Origin of the sequence: Thauera sp. AutoDN2, assembly GCF_051280715.1 — a bacterium.
In the GTDB taxonomy this organism is placed as follows: Bacteria; Pseudomonadota; Gammaproteobacteria; order Burkholderiales; family Rhodocyclaceae; genus Thauera.
Window position 1 is genome coordinate 39,296 of the sequence record NZ_JBNCAR010000014.1, and the last position, 14,126, is coordinate 53,421.

Here is a 14,126-nt window from a genome sequence, read left to right on the forward strand (position 1 = left end):
GCGCGCACGGGTTTAAACTGGCGCCAGCGACAGCTCGCGCACACGCCGAAATGATGGGACAGGAGGACAGGATGGAACGCGAATCGATGGAATTCGATGTACTGATCGTCGGCGGCGGCCCTGCAGGCCTCGCCGCGGCGATCCGTTTGAAGCAACAGGCCGAGGCAAAAGGGCAGGACCTTGCGGTGTGCCTGATCGAGAAAGGCGCGGAAATCGGTGCCCACATCCTCTCCGGCGCGGTGATCGACCCGCGTTCGCTCAACGAGCTGATCCCCGACTGGAAGGAAAAGGGGGCTCCGCTGACGACCGCCGTGACCGAAGATCAGGTCATCTTTCTCACCGAAAAGGGCTCGTTCCGCAACCCGCCTGCGCTCACGCCGGACTGTTTCGACAACCACGGCAACTACATCATCCGCCTGGGCAACCTCGTCAAATGGCTGGGCGAGCAGGCCGAAGCTGCCGGTATCGAGGTCTATCCGGGCTTCGCCGCGGCCGAGATCCTCTACGACGAGCACGGTGCGGTCAAAGGCATCGCCACCGGTGACATGGGTCTGAACCGCGACGGCACACCCGGCCCGCAGCACCAGCCCGGCATGGAACTGCACGCCAAGTACACGCTGTTTGCCGAAGGCTGTCGTGGCCACCTCGGCAAGCAGCTCGAAGCGAAGTTCAACCTGCGCGACGGCGTCGATCCGCAGACCTACGGCATCGGCGTCAAGGAGTTGTGGGAAGTCAGCCCGGAGATGCATCGCCCCGGCCTGGTCGTGCACACTGCCGGCTGGCCGATGGACAACCGCACCTACGGTGGCGGCTTCATCTACCACCTCGAGGACAACCTCGTCGCGCTCGGCTTCGTGGTCGGCCTCAACTATGAAAACCCGCACCTGTCCCCCTTCGAAGAGATGCAGCGCTGGAAGACCCACGCCGCGGTGCGCAAGCACATCGAGGGCGGCAAGCGCCTGTCCTACGGTGCACGTGCCATCGCCACCGGCAACATCCAGAGCCTGCCGCGCCTGGTGTTCCCGGGCGGTGCGCTGATTGGTGACGACGCGGGTTTCCTGAACGCCGCGCGCATCAAGGGTGTGCATGCAGCGATCAAGTCCGGCATGCTCGCCGCCGAAGCAGCCTTCGAGGCGCTGGCCGCCGAACGCCAGCGCGACGCGCTGACGGGCTACCCGGCCGCCTTCCGCGATTCGTGGCTCTATGCAGAGCTGCACAAATCGCGCAACTTCAAGCCGCTGATGAAGAAGGGCCTGATCATGGGCTCCTTCCTGTTCGGCATGGACCAGATGCTCTTCCGCGGCAAAGCCCCCTGGACCCTGCACAACAGCGCCGATCACGAGAAACTGAAGCCGGCGTCCGAGTGCCCGAAGATAAACTACCCCAAACCCGACGGGGTACTCACCTTCGACCGGCTCTCGTCCGTGTTCCTGTCGAACACGAACCACGAGGAAGAGCAGCCCTGCCATCTGCAGCTGAAGGACCCCTCGGTAGCCATCTCGATCAACCTCGCCCGGTACGACGCCCCGGAACAGCGCTACTGTCCGGCCGGCGTGTACGAGATCGTCGAGGAAGAAGGCAAGCCCCGTCTGCAGATCAACGCGCAGAACTGCATCCACTGTAAGACCTGCGACATCAAGGATCCGACCCAGAACATCAACTGGGTCGTGCCGCAGGGCGGCGAAGGGCCGATCTACCAGGGCATGTAATCTGTCCACCCGACGCAGCCACCGCGCTGCGTCATCCCCTTCGGGAGGTTCAGAATGGCTGGCGCTGCAGATGCGGAACCCCTCCCCGGCTCGGGCATCACGTCCGGACAGGACGGGGTTCTCCGCTGGGTGCATGAGGTCAATCTGTGGAAGAACCCGACGATCCTCATCACCGTCGCAAAGGTCATGCTGTTTGCGGCCCTGGTGCCGGCGCTGCTCGTTGGCGTCCTCACCCTCTTCGACGGTGACGGTGTGGTCGCGGCGCTGCGCACCTTCGCGGAGGTGGGTGGTCTCTCGATCGGCATCGTGGTCGTCCTGACGCTGATTGCCTACCCGCTGCTCGCATTGCTGATGGGCGGACGCTATTACGTCGTCTTCGAGATGGACGCGCACGGCGTCAAGCACATCCAGTTGCGCAAGCAGTTCGAGCGCAACCAGGCCCTGATGCTGGTCACCATGCTCGCAGGCATCGCCGGCAGCAGCCCGCAAACCGCCGGCGCCGGCCTGCTCGCGGCGTCGCGCCAGTCCCTGCACACGACCTTCACCAAGGTCCGGCAGATCCGGATCAACGAGCGCCGCGGGGTCATCTACCTCGCGGAGAAGTTCAGCCGCAACCAGATCTACGCGGCGCCGGAAGACTTCGCCTTCGTGCGCGACTACATCGTTTCGCGCTGCCCGAAGGCGTTGGTAAGGGGCGACCTGGAAGCCCGTGGCGGGTTCGCGCCGCGCTGAGCCTACTGCACCACAGCACTACGCACGCGGGGCCAGCGTCTGCATCGCCTCATGTGCGGGCAGCGGCGCGCCACAGTGCGGACAGGCGGTCGTGCGCCTCTCACCCTTGATCACCCCGCCACAGGCGATGCACACCCTGCGCCCCGCATCGGGCTCCCATTTTTCCGGCCACTCGAAGCCGTCGAGCTTGAACACCGCATCTCCCGGCGCGAAGTAATCGAACAGGGGTGAGGACACCCGCAGCTTGCGTTGCTTCCCATGTTTCAGCGCCAGCACCAGCGTCCCGCCCGCGCCCTGCTCCGAAGGCTGTTTGTCCACAACCACAGCCCGCCAGGCGGCGCTCGTCTGCCGCCGCGAGCCCAGGGCGAGCGCCAGAAACACAAGGATGAAGAAGGCGAGCGAGCCCAGCACCTCGTCGTTGAGCTCGCCCACCTCCAGCCAGATCACCAGCAACACCACCGGGATCACCGCGGCGAAGAACAGCCAGGCATACAGCCGGCTCTGGCGACGGTAGCCGAGAAGCCAGCGCAGCGATTGATCGACCGTCATGGCCGTAGCGGCACCGTGCGTGGCGCTCGCGCGGCCGAGCCGACTTCCCGCCCCCCGGCTGCTCACGCGCCGCGCAGGCGCACTGCTCGCGCCTTTTCGCGCACGGGTCAGCCACAGGATCAGCAGCGCGGCGCCCAGCGTGGCGACCGTCCCCGCATCGAAGCCGGCCTCCTTGCGCAGCACGTTGAGCCACGGCGCCGAAGCCAGATAGACCACCGGCTCGACCCTCGCGTAACCACGCGGGCCAGTGTCATGCGCCAACACCCGCGTATGTCCCCCATGGACCTTGCCGTCGGCCGCCCTGAACTCATAGGCCACCACCCACCAGTACTGGTTGAACCACTGCGGCTCGGCACCGCCGGTGCGACGCACCTCCGTGATGGTCGCCGTGGAACCGGCACCGATCCTCAGCAGGACGGGGCCGAGCAGCCCGTAGGCGATCAGCATCAGCACGATCAGCCACACCACGAACGGCCGGCCGCTTTCGACGCGCGTATTCATCCCGCGCCGCCGTCAAGATGGGCGCTGCAGCACCTCGCCGGTACGAAGGTGCCGACCCCTCGCCGCGCATCGGCACCCCACTTGTGCAAGTCGTCAGCCCAGGGTAGCTGGAGCACAATATTCAAGGCTGACGGGAACACTCGGGCAAGGTCTCGATAAGCTTCATGCACGCGTTAATGTCGCCGGCCTGCAGCCGCACCTGCTGCGGCGCGCCGCTTCCGTGCTTCATCACGGTGTGCTGCCCGTTGCCACGCGTATCGACGCACACGCACACGCCCGCAGATGTTTCGGGCGCCCTCGGCTCGAACTCACGCAGCTTGAGCGCAAGCAACTGCAAGGTCTCGATGCTGCCCTCCGGCAGCGCCTGCTTGCCGCCCGCATGCGCCACCAACCACGCCTCGATCCCCACTGCATCCGCCGCGTAGAGGTCGAGGCTCTGGGCGCGCAACTGGAGCGCAAGCGCGTCGTGCTTGGGCTCCAGCTGGCCAAAGCCGCGCAGGGCACGCACCGTGAGATTGCCTTGAGCGGCCAGCGCCACCAGTTCGGGCGCGCGCTTGTCCGCTGCAGGCGCTGCGACGGCCGCTGCAGCCGGAACCGGGGCACCGATCGCGGCCGGATTTGCATTCTCCAGCCAGCGCAGAGCCGGCGCATCACCGCTACCCAAACCGGGCTCATCCTGAACGAGCAGGTCACCACGTGCCGAAGCCACCAGTGCGGCGAAACGGTTGTTCACCAGCCCCTGCTCCGGCACCACCTCCTGAAAGACCCCTTCTGCAGAGTAGATCCAGAAGCCGTCTTCTGCGTCATCAAACACATACACCCGGCCGATGCCGTCCGTCGCAAGGTGCTCGATGCTGAAGTACTGCCTCGACTCCCCCGGCAGCGGATCGAAGCCGGTTCCGGTATAGGTCCATTCCGCGACCTGCTGGCCCTGCGCATCAAGACGCACGATCCGGTCTGCCCGATCACCGTCCACGCCGAGCACCACGCCGCCATCCGGCATGCGCGCGGCAGCGTGGTGTTGGGGCAAGGCGATCTCGGTGAGAATCTCGCCCGCTGCAGAAAGCGTCATGAGCACGAGGGCATTGTCGCTTGCTCGTTGGCCGGTCAGCCAAAGCTCACCCGCCTCGCCGACCCACAAACTGCGAATCTCCTTCAGTCCGCGCTCAGGCAGGGTCTTCCGATCGAGCGCATGCGCCGCAACCGGCCTGCCATCGCGTTCGAAAATGCGGATGACCGGATCCCCATAGCCACCATCGACCAGGTAGACGCGCCCCTCCGGCCCGAAGGCGAGCCCCTTGCCCTCCTTGAAGGCATCGGGTGGCGACGGCTCATTATAGGCATGCTTGCTTCCCCACTCGTGCATCACGCTGCCATCGGCCGCGAACACCAGCACCCTTGCGTGCTTCCAGTCCCCCAGCGCCACTGCGCCATCGGGCGCGACCGCTGGCCCGAACGTGTACTTGAGCTTGTCGCCATCGACCAGATAGGTGATCTCGCGCAGGGGACGCAGGGGCGGCTGGCGATCTTCGACGGCCTCGGCCAGCATGGCCTTGATTGCAGCGGTGTGCGCGTCGAAAAAGGTGCTCGTACCCGCCAGCATCGCTGCCTGGAACATGCCGTCCGCGTCCGGCTCACGCGCGATCATCATGTTCAGATCCAGCCGCACGCTCAGTCCTTCCCGGACCTGCTGATCACCACCAACACGCAGCAGGACGGCCGGACGACTGCCCAGCATCGCGTCCTCCTGGGTCAGCGAGAAGTTGCTCACCTTTTCATCCTCACCCATCTTCTTGAACTGCCCGAGGATGTCATCGAGTGTTCCGCCGCGTTTCGGCGGGCGCTCACGACCAACGTGGACCATGCCAAACGGCAGCCTGGAAAAATCCTCCTCGCTCATCCCCTCCGGGATGTCCTCGGTCTTGGCCTCCGGATGGCGGGCGCTGTAGTAGCCGACCCCGCCATCGTCCATTCGCGGCCGCCAGTTCGCCGGTACCTGTACATGGAAGGGCGGCATCCATCGCCACACACGCTCGCCCTCCGCTGCCTGCGCGGCGTCCGCTTGCGAAAGTCCGAGCAGGGGCAGCGCAAGCATGGCTGCCATGCATAGATCGGTCGCCCGCACACGCCACCATCGTTGCCTCTTCGTGGTGCGGTGGACAACGGCCCGGCAGCCTTGCATTTCGCTTCGCATCATCATGATCTACTCCGTTGCGGGCAGTTGCCCGTCAGGTCCGAGTGAGTCTTCACTGTTTCGCCGCGGCGGCAGGGTGATCCGCAAGCCGCGACGGGGGGTCCTTCATCAGGCGGGCAAAGCCCTGGCGGATCCGCTCCACATCCACCTGTCCGCCGTTCATCGCGGCGAACTGCTCGAGCATCGCCAGGCGCTGCGCCTCGCTCACCTTCTGGCCGCCGCTGGCAGCGGCCATCGACTGGTACTTCTCGTCCAGCGTCGCACCCGGCGCCGAGGCGAGCACCGAAGTCATCTGGCCCTCGACCATCTTCGCCATATCGATGACCGCCTTGCGGTTCGCGGCGTTCTCCGGCCCGGTGCCAGCCAGTGTGTGCACCACGACCAGCGTGCCGCCCGCCGCGACCAGCGCGCCGGTATCACCGTCGTACAACAGCGCACGCACCATGCACGAATCCTCGCTGCGGAAGTTGCGGACCAGCCTTCCCTCCGCGCTCTGCCACACCTGTGTGGTATCGCTGAACTCCCACACAAAGACCGGTTTGCGCGGCATCAGACGCGGCGGCAGGCTGGCCGGAATCACCGTGTCCTCGTTCGCAAATGCGAACACCACCGCCGGCAATCTCAGTGCCGCCAGCGGCCCGAGCGCGGGCAGCTCAAGTTGGAGGGTGAAGTCGAGCGGATCGCTTCGGCCCTCTAGGCGCAGTTCGACCCCGAAGCCCAGGCTGCCGCCGGTGACGTCCTTGCCCACCTTGGCCGCGACCCAGTGCATCTCACTGTCGCCGCGGACCAGCGCCCGCCCGGGCTGGGCCTGGGTGTCGAGCACCTCGAGGCGGGGCTCGAGGCTGCGGGCCTGAAGGCGGTAGGCGGGCTGCGGCAACTCGCTCAAGTTGAGCACCCGAAGCGGAATGCGCACGCGCTCGCCCGCCTGCGGCACCCCATCGGCGTTGTTGGGCAGGCCCTCGGCGCGGGCGTCGTCCACCGGCCCGTCGATCACCACGGTCAGCGTCTCGCCCGGAACGACCTTGAGCGGCAGCACCGGCTGCACCACGTCCGCGCGACCACCCACACGCGCCTGCAACTCGACGCGGGCGTCCTCCTCCTTGCCCACGGGACGCGCCTCGACGCGCACCGGCGCAAGCACGAGCGGCTTGCCGCGGGCAAGCCGTGCCACCTCCTGCGGCCGCATGTCGGGGTCCAGTGCGAGCGGCGCGGCAGTCATGGGCGTGATCACCAGCCCCGCGATCGGCGTCGGCTCGAAGGTCTCCAGCGTCATCGTCAGCGCGGCGCGCTCGCCCCCCTCCAGGCTCGCGGTTCGCGGCGCGGCGTCGGGCTCGTCCACCGGGCGCAGTGCGTGCTCGGCGATTACCAGGCTCAGCAGATAGTCGAAATCCACGCTGAACGCACGCGCCCTGCGCTTGCGCTGGTCGGCCACACTCAACTGCACGGTGTGGCGCCCCGCCCCCGGCGTTTGCCGGTCGAAGCGGTGCTCGAGGTGCAGCGTGCGTCCCTGGTCCTCGACCTTGATCACGGGCTCCAGCTTCAGCCCACCGATGGCAGCGCGCACGCTGTTCGCGTCCCAGACCGTCTCCCGTGCCTGCAGCCGGAGGGTCAGTCTGGCGGCTTGTTCACGGGTCGCCGGCTCGAAGCGCGCCTCCAGCTTGACCGGCTCCTGCACCCATAGAGGCACGCGCAGGCTACGCTCCGAGGCCTCCCCGCGCGGCGAGGTCACCGCGAAGTCGAGCACCAGCTCGCCCTCCTCATCCACCGGCGCAGCACCGAGCGCGAACGGCAGCTCGAACTCGGCCGGCGCGCCGGGTGAGAGCCGGGCTTCGTTCAGGCTCGCCGCGCCAGGCCTTGCCCAGGAGGGGCCCTGCACCCGCAGCAGCTTGAGTCCCCAGGTCTGCGCAGCGTCCGCCTCCGCGGCGGTTTCGACCTTCACCGCCAGCAGGTTGTCGCCCGTCTCCGCGCTCACTCCGAACGGCCGCACCGCCCCCGCAACCGATGCCGCCGCGGCGTCGCCCGGCCACTGCACCCGCCCCAGGGCCTGCAGCTTGTCGCCCCCTTCGGCGCGCCCCGCCCAGGCCACCGCAAGCCCCTCGTCACGGATCACCTCGACCCGGCCGGCGGTCTTGTACTTATGCGTGCGCCGGTAATCGGCAGGAATCGGGCAGTGCGGGCAGTAGGGCGAGTACTGCAGCGCCCAGTCGAACTCCACCAGATAGGTCCCCGGCTCGCTCAAGGCAAGCGCCCATTCATGCTCCGCCTGGTCCAAAGTGCAGAAAGTATCTTCCTGACGCAGCGTCACCAGATCGTCGCCCTCCTCGCGCGACAGCGTCCAGCTGCATTTCACCTGTTCGTAGACGTAGGTGCCCTCGCGTCCGTCCGTGCCGCCGAGAAAGTCCAGTTCCCGGCGGATCGATTCGTTCGCCTCCCGCACCACCTTCCACTCGCCCTTGGAGCGCACGCTGGCCTTGACCTCCACCACCGGCGCATCCGCACCGTCGCGCGCAGCCGCCAGGCGCGCGGGATCGGGCGAGAACCCGACCAGGAAGGGCTGGGTCGTCAGGAAAGTGTCGAGCCCGAGCAAGGCCGTCTCCAGGCTATCCTGCATCGCGACCCGCTCGGTCAGCCACAGCTGCAGGATCGGCACCGAGCAGCGGCTCACCAGCGCATCGCGGCGGCCTTCGTCGGCCTTGCGCAGGGTCTCGCCACGCTCGGCGCCATAGTCGCGCTGGGTCGCCTGATCGGCGAAATAGAACACCCGGTCGCGTACCGAAGAGACCTTGGCGTAGCGCTCCGCCAGATCCCGCGCGGTGACGTTCGCCTTCAGGAAACCCTCGGAGCCCTTGACCTGGGAGATGCCGGCGAGCAGGTTGTCGCAGTCCTGCGTCATCGACACCATGCCGTAACCGAAGGACTTGGCTTCCTCCAGGATGGCGTCCACCGCGGTAGCCAGCGCCCCCAGCGGCAGGCTGGCGATCATCGCCACCTCGATGCCGGCCTGCTTCGCCGCCGCGAGCATGCCCTCCTCGCCGGCCTTGGCGGCGACCCCCGCCACCGCGCGGTAGCTGGCATAGGCCACCACCGCCTTGATCAGGACCGTCCCCGCCCGCGCCATCTGGTCGACCGGGAGCTTGAGCTGCAACTCGCTCAAGGTCGTGCGCAGCTTGGTCCAGCGCGGGTGCGGGTCGGTCAGCACGTGCTTGAAGAGCTGGCGCTCCTTGCCGCCCATGCGCAGGTAGCCCTCGATCAGACGTCCTTCGCTGTAGGCGTTGGCCAGCGCCCGCTGCACCCGCCCGGACTTCAGCAGCGCCTTCGCATCCTCCGGCTTCATGCTCTGCAGGCTGCGCACCAGCATGTCCAGTTCGCCGGTGACGGCGCTGTTGCCCAGCCGAAGCAGGTTGCGCGCCTTCTTGATGTCGCCGAGCGCACGCTGCAGATGTTTGCCCACCTTGCCCGGATCGCCTACATCGAGCGCATCGCGCCCCTTGTCCAGCCACTGGAAGGCGTTGCTGATCGAGCCCTCGGGGGTGAAGTTCATCGCCCCCTGGCCAAAGTGATAGAGCTCGGCGCTGTTGACCCACACCCGGCCGTTGCGACTGTAGATGAGCTTGCCGGTCTGGCGCTCGTAGGACTGCACGTAGGCGGCCTTGCCGCTGCCCCAGATGCCGTCGGCAGCCTTCTTCTCGATGTCCTTGAGCGACATGGTGGTGTCGGGATCGATCGCCAGGTTCGGGAAGCCCTTGAGCTCGTCACGGAAGATGCGCGCGGCCTGGCTCGCATCCTCCGCATGCGCGACAAGCTGTTCGGGCGGATACACGTTGATCGTGCCGAGCACCCGGTGTCCGCGCGTGCCCGGCGCGATCGAGCCGTACTTGCGCTTGACCGCCTCGCGGATGCTGTCCTGGGTCTTGCGCCATTTGGCCAGCGCCGAGGCGTCGTCCATGCCCTCCGACACCAGCAGCTTCATGTCGTGATCGGAAACGCTGTCCAGGCTTTTGGTCGCATGCTCGGCCGCGAGCGGATCCTTGTACTTCTTGTTGCCGCCGGTCCATGAGCCGATGCCCATGAGCGCGACATCCGGGTCGCGCGCCACCACATCCTTGAGGATGACCATCAGCTCTTCGTTGGTGCGCTGCGCCCAGACCGGCAGCGCAATCGCCAGCAGCAGCCCGAAGCAGGCAAACCGGAACAGCGCCGCCCTTGGCGCACGCCGCGCGGCTGCCTCCCCACCCTGGGAGAACCAGGACTGCACCCACAGCAAGGGCTCGTACACGATCATCCTCCTCCCGCTTGCCGCGGCGCTTCCGCCCCCAGCCGCATACGCGCAAGCCGCAGCAGATCCGGCAGACGCACCATCGTGGTCGCGTCCACCTCGACATCGGGGCTCAAGCCCCGTCCCGAGCAGCTCTGCCCATCGGGCAGCAGCACCTCGAGGTTGGTGAAGCGCAGCACCGAGCCATCCGAGAGCCGGGCATCGGTCTGCGAGCTGCACTTGCCGAAACTGTGTCCCCCGATCAGGACGGCGCGCCCATGGGCCTGGAGCGTGCCGGCGAACACCTCGGCTGCGCTCGCGGTATCGGGGCCGATCAGCAGCGCGAGTGGCATGTCGAGCTTTGGCCCGCCCGGCGCCCGGACCTCGCGCGGCGGCGCCGAGCGCGAACGCAAGGTGCCGAGCAGCGTCCCCTGCGGCAGAAAAGCGGCGGCCAGATCGAACGCCTCGTAGAGATCGCCCCCCGGCGCCGCACGCAGGTCGATCACCAGCGCGGGCGGCGCGCCCTCGGAGCGCCCCCGGCCAAGATGGGCCACCGTCGCCAGCGCCGCCGTGCGCGTGATGCTGCCGACGAAGTCGCGTATGCGCAGCACCGGCAGCGCCCCCGCCTCCACCAGTTCCACCTCGAGCGGGGTGAAGCGCGCACGCTCGAGCGTCACCGTCCGGCGGCGTCCGTCGCCATCGGCAAACGCAATGTGCACCCGGCTGTCCACCTCTCCGCGCAACAGCGCGGCCACCTCCTGCACGGCACGGCCACCCAGCGCGCGGCCATCCACCTCGAGCAGCCGCACGCCATCCGGAATGCCGGCGCGATCGGCCGGCCCCCCCTGGTAGACGTCGAGCAACACCGCATCGCCCTGCGGCAGCAGGCGCGCACCGATGCCGCTCGATTCCGCCGCGCCCAGCAGCGGCGAACGATAGGCATCGGCCGCGAAATAGCGCGCGTGGCGATCGATCGCCTGCAAGGCAGCGTCGAATGCGTCGGGCGCCTCCGCCTGCGCCACGGGCACGCGCGCACTGGCATCGAGCCCCGCCAGCCGGGCGAGCGCCCGCTCGTCCGGCGGATCGACGAGCGCGCTCGCCAGCAGGGCACGAATCTCATCCACCGGCGCAGCCAGCACCGTCGTCACGCCGCCCGCCCAAATCAGAAGCGCGGACAACAGAAACGGACGGAGCGTGGCCGAAGGCATCAGCGTGCGAGCTCCAGCTGCATCTTCATGAGCAGGTCGTACTCGCGCTGCAAGGCACGGCGCTGCTCCTCGAGCTGGCTGCGGCGCAGATCGGTTTCGGCGTCGCCCAAGCCGCTGCCTTCGAGCGCGTCGAGCGCACTCGTCTGCTGCGCGCTCTTGCGCTTGAGCTCCGCGAGGCGCGACTGCAGTTCGCCAACGCGCTGCGCATCCGCACCCTGCTGGGTCGTCATCGTGCCGACCTTCTTCTCCAGGCCTGCGATGTCGGCGTCGAGCTTCTTCACCCGCGCACGCTCGGCGGCAAGCTGGCGTCCGGCGTCGGATTTGCGCGACTCGAGCTGGGTCCGCTCCATCTCGAGCCCGCGCTGCGTCTCGCGCAGCTGGGCCAAGCGGTCCTCACGCTCGACCACGCGGGCCTCATAGGCGCCCGAACTCAAGCCCGAAACGCCCCCCAGAAACCCGCCCTCGCGCGGATCGGTGGACAGGTTCGCGCACCCGGTCAGCGCCACGGCCGCTGCAGCGGCGGCCAGCCGAATCGTCGCACTCATACCGAGAGCCTCTGGTCGATGCGAGCGAGCTGGCTGCTGCCCTCACGCAGCTTGTCGAGGTTCTTCTGCAGCTCCGCAACCTCCTTCTCCAGACGTGCGAGGTGGGCATCACCGGCCGGACGGCTCCCGCGCTCCTCTGCGAGGATCGCGTTCTGCACCTCCAGCTCCTTGGCCAGCGTCTGCTCGAGCTTGTTGCTGTCGTCGATGCGCTTCTGCAGATCCGTGCGCTTGGCGACCAGGACCTCCTTTTTCACCTTGCCGCTGTCGTAACGCGCGCGCAGAGTCTTGGTCTCCTTCTCCAGCGCGGCGACCTCCGTATTCAGCTTCTTGTTGTAGGCGACTGCGGTGGCGTTGAACTCATCGGTGCGGGCGATCTCGGCATCGAGAAACTCTTCGGTGGTCGCGTAGGCCTGCTTGCGCTTGGCAACCTCGTTGCCCACCAGCAAGCCGAGCCCGCCACCGACCGCGGCACCGATTGCCGCACCCTTGCCGTCACCACTGACGGCATAGCCGACCACGGCGCCGAGCAGCGCGCCGATCCCGGCGCCCTCGGCCTGGGTGCGCGAAGGGTCGTCCATGTTTGCACAGCCGAACGAGAGGCTTGCCACCAGGGCGGCGATGAGGCTGAGTCTTGCGGTTTTCATGATCTGGATTCTCCTTGTCGAAAGCGTCTGCAACGTTCCTGCTCACGAAGACAACGGCCAGGCGGCCTGCCGTCCTCAACTGTCGGTAAAACCCTTGAAGCGGGCGCGGAAATCGTCCATCCAGCGCTCGGGATCCGCGCGACGCGTCTCCTCGAACACCTTCGCGTGCTGCTTGAGCACCTCGAGCACCGTCCGCTCGCGCCGCGTGGGCTCACGCCCCTCCAGGGTCTGAAAAGCCAGCGCAACGTGCGCCTTGTCGTATTCGCCAAGCTTGGCCAGCTTGTCGCGGTAGCCATCGAGCTGTTCGCGCGCAGCGGTTTCCAGCTCAGCCATCGAGGTCTCGACCGCCTTGACCTGCTCGTCGTAGCGGGTGGACATGGCGGCGAGCTCCTTCGCGGTGGTCAGCGTCACCGCGAGGCGCTCCAGCCTGGACAGGTACACCGACAGGTTCACGCCGTTGCGCGCAGCATCCTGCGCGAGGCCACGCGCGTTCTCGCGCTGCGCGAGCTCAAGCTGCTCGCGCGCCTTGCCCATGGTGGCCTGCACCGCGGCGAGCGGCTCGCGCAGCGCCGCGTTCTCCTTCATCAAACGGTCGAGGATCGGGTCGACCGAATCGATCTGCACCGAGGCCTGCGCGACCAGGTTGTCGAGCGTGCGCCCGACCGGGGTGCTGCGCCGCAGATCGGCGCGGTAGGCTTCGTATTCCTTCTCGATCTGCGCGAACTGGGCGGTGCTCACCACCACGTTGGCACCGATCGCCATGCGCGCACCCGAGTTGAAGGAGCGCCGCTCCTCCATCTTCTTCTGGTCGGCGTTCCATGCGTACACGTCGAGCTCGGCCCGCTGTGCGCTGCGCAACTCGGCCGCGGGCGTGGAAACCGAACCGCCCCGCACCGCGACCCCGCCCGGCTTGCCCTGCCAGATCTCGGGGCGGAACACGCCAGCGCTCATCTCCTGCACGTTGCCGAACAGGTCATGCAGGCCGAAGGCCCCCGCCTTGCGCAGACCGACCGGCCGCAGTTGGTGACGTGCATTGCCCAGATGCCAGGCGTATTCGTTGATCTCACCAGCCGGCATCGGCAGGCGATCGTCGAAGCGTCCCGCTTCGATCGCCTGCAGCCCGCCGCGGGCGGCGTACTCCCACTCTTCCTCCGTCGGCAGCCGAATGAAGCCGGGAACACCCTCAAGGCGTGGCAACCCCTGGACGCGTTCAGGATGCGCTGGATCGAACAACCACTGGTTGTAGCGTCGCATGAAGGCGAGCACGTCCTGATAGCTGACGAAGGCCAGCGGTTTCATCAGCGCGTCCCGCAGCGCCCGCCCCTGCAGCGTCGGGAGCTTCTGGTCCTCGGGGTCGCCGCTGGCGGTCAGCAGCGCCTCCATGCCCATCACGGCCACGAACTGGCCGCGTGTGAGCTCGTACTTGCCGAGCACGATCTCCCATTGCTTGCCATCGGCCGCGGGGAAGGAGCCGCTCACCTGCGTGCGCTGGAGCCCCTCGAAGATGCCGCCACTGGCGTCACCGAGCTGGATGATGCGCGCCCGGTCGCCCCAGAAACCCTCGCCGGGCACGGGAATGCGACGGAAGACCATTTCTGCGCCATCGGGCATCGGCAGCACCAGGTCGCCCTCGGCCGGCTTGGGGTTCCACGCGCTCGGCGCAGCGTCCTGGGCCGCAGCCACAGGCGCACCCAAGGCGAGCGTCAACAGCACCGCCAGCCAGGCAGCACGGCGCTGCAGCGGCTGCCTGGCTCGGGAAGAGTATTGAAGGGCGTTCATGTACGGGCCT

General features: G+C 67.6%; 9 protein-coding genes. 2 read left to right on the forward strand and 7 right to left on the reverse strand.

Annotated elements, in window-relative coordinates; all coding sequences use genetic code 11:
- The first annotated feature begins 71 nt into the window (after window positions 1-71).
- Entirely contained in the window at window positions 72-1,709 is a 1,638-nt protein-coding gene (locus tag ACPT9U_RS09795; protein WP_418362899.1) for an electron transfer flavoprotein-ubiquinone oxidoreductase, read from the forward strand.
- Window positions 1,710-1,763: 54 nt separating this feature from the next.
- On the forward strand, window positions 1,764-2,441 hold the full coding sequence (locus tag ACPT9U_RS09800; protein WP_435750769.1) for a hypothetical protein: 678 nt from the start codon (window positions 1,764-1,766) through the stop codon (window positions 2,439-2,441).
- Window positions 2,442-2,459: 18 nt separating this feature from the next.
- Here the strand turns inward: ACPT9U_RS09800 and ACPT9U_RS09805 are convergent, their stop codons facing one another.
- From ACPT9U_RS09805 to ACPT9U_RS09835, 7 genes are all read right to left on the reverse strand, one after another.
- Window positions 2,460-3,491 carry a hypothetical protein gene (locus ACPT9U_RS09805; RefSeq protein ID WP_435750770.1) on the reverse strand — a complete coding sequence of 344 codons (1,032 nt, stop codon included), beginning with the start codon at window positions 3,489-3,491 and terminating at the stop codon, window positions 2,460-2,462.
- 121 nt (window positions 3,492-3,612) lie between these two features.
- Window positions 3,613-5,595 (reverse strand): hypothetical protein, encoded by a 1,983-nt coding sequence (locus ACPT9U_RS09810; RefSeq protein WP_435750771.1) that lies wholly within the window; start codon window positions 5,593-5,595, stop codon window positions 3,613-3,615.
- Between the two features lie 142 nt (window positions 5,596-5,737).
- Window positions 5,738-9,961, reverse strand: coding sequence for a hypothetical protein (locus ACPT9U_RS09815; protein WP_435750772.1), 4,224 nt, complete (start codon window positions 9,959-9,961; stop codon window positions 5,738-5,740).
- A gap of 2 nt (window positions 9,962-9,963) precedes the next feature.
- Window positions 9,964-11,088 (reverse strand): S41 family peptidase, encoded by a 1,125-nt coding sequence (locus tag ACPT9U_RS09820; protein ID WP_435750773.1) that lies wholly within the window; start codon window positions 11,086-11,088, stop codon window positions 9,964-9,966.
- A gap of 59 nt (window positions 11,089-11,147) precedes the next feature.
- Entirely contained in the window at window positions 11,148-11,693 is a 546-nt protein-coding gene (locus ACPT9U_RS09825) for a hypothetical protein (protein WP_435750774.1), read from the reverse strand.
- Complete coding sequence (locus tag ACPT9U_RS09830; protein ID WP_435750775.1) at window positions 11,690-12,337, reverse strand: YMGG-like glycine zipper-containing protein; 648 nt, start codon at window positions 12,335-12,337, stop codon at window positions 11,690-11,692. Before ACPT9U_RS09830 ends, ACPT9U_RS09825 begins: the two co-directional genes overlap by 4 nt.
- Before the next feature lie 75 nt (window positions 12,338-12,412).
- Window positions 12,413-14,116 carry a formylglycine-generating enzyme family protein gene (locus ACPT9U_RS09835; RefSeq protein ID WP_435750776.1) on the reverse strand — a complete coding sequence of 568 codons (1,704 nt, stop codon included), beginning with the start codon at window positions 14,114-14,116 and terminating at the stop codon, window positions 12,413-12,415.
- Window positions 14,117-14,126: the final 10 nt, after the last annotated feature.

Bases quoted from the DNA above. Each gene is read 5' to 3' on its own strand.
- ACPT9U_RS09800 (WP_435750769.1), top strand. From the start codon at position 1,764: ATGGCTGGCGCTGCAGATGCGGAACCCCTCCCCGGCTCGGGCATCACG.
- ACPT9U_RS09805 (WP_435750770.1), bottom strand. From the start codon at position 3,491: ATGAATACGCGCGTCGAAAGCGGCCGGCCGTTCGTGGTGTGGCTGATC.
- ACPT9U_RS09835 (WP_435750776.1), bottom strand. From the start codon at position 14,116: ATGAACGCCCTTCAATACTCTTCCCGAGCCAGGCAGCCGCTGCAGCGC.
- ACPT9U_RS09830 (WP_435750775.1), bottom strand. From the start codon at position 12,337: ATGAAAACCGCAAGACTCAGCCTCATCGCCGCCCTGGTGGCAAGCCTC.
- ACPT9U_RS09810 (WP_435750771.1), bottom strand. From the start codon at position 5,595: ATGGCAGCCATGCTTGCGCTGCCCCTGCTCGGACTTTCGCAAGCGGAC.
- ACPT9U_RS09795 (WP_418362899.1), top strand. From the start codon at position 72: ATGGAACGCGAATCGATGGAATTCGATGTACTGATCGTCGGCGGCGGC.
- ACPT9U_RS09825 (WP_435750774.1), bottom strand. From the start codon at position 11,693: ATGAGTGCGACGATTCGGCTGGCCGCCGCTGCAGCGGCCGTGGCGCTG.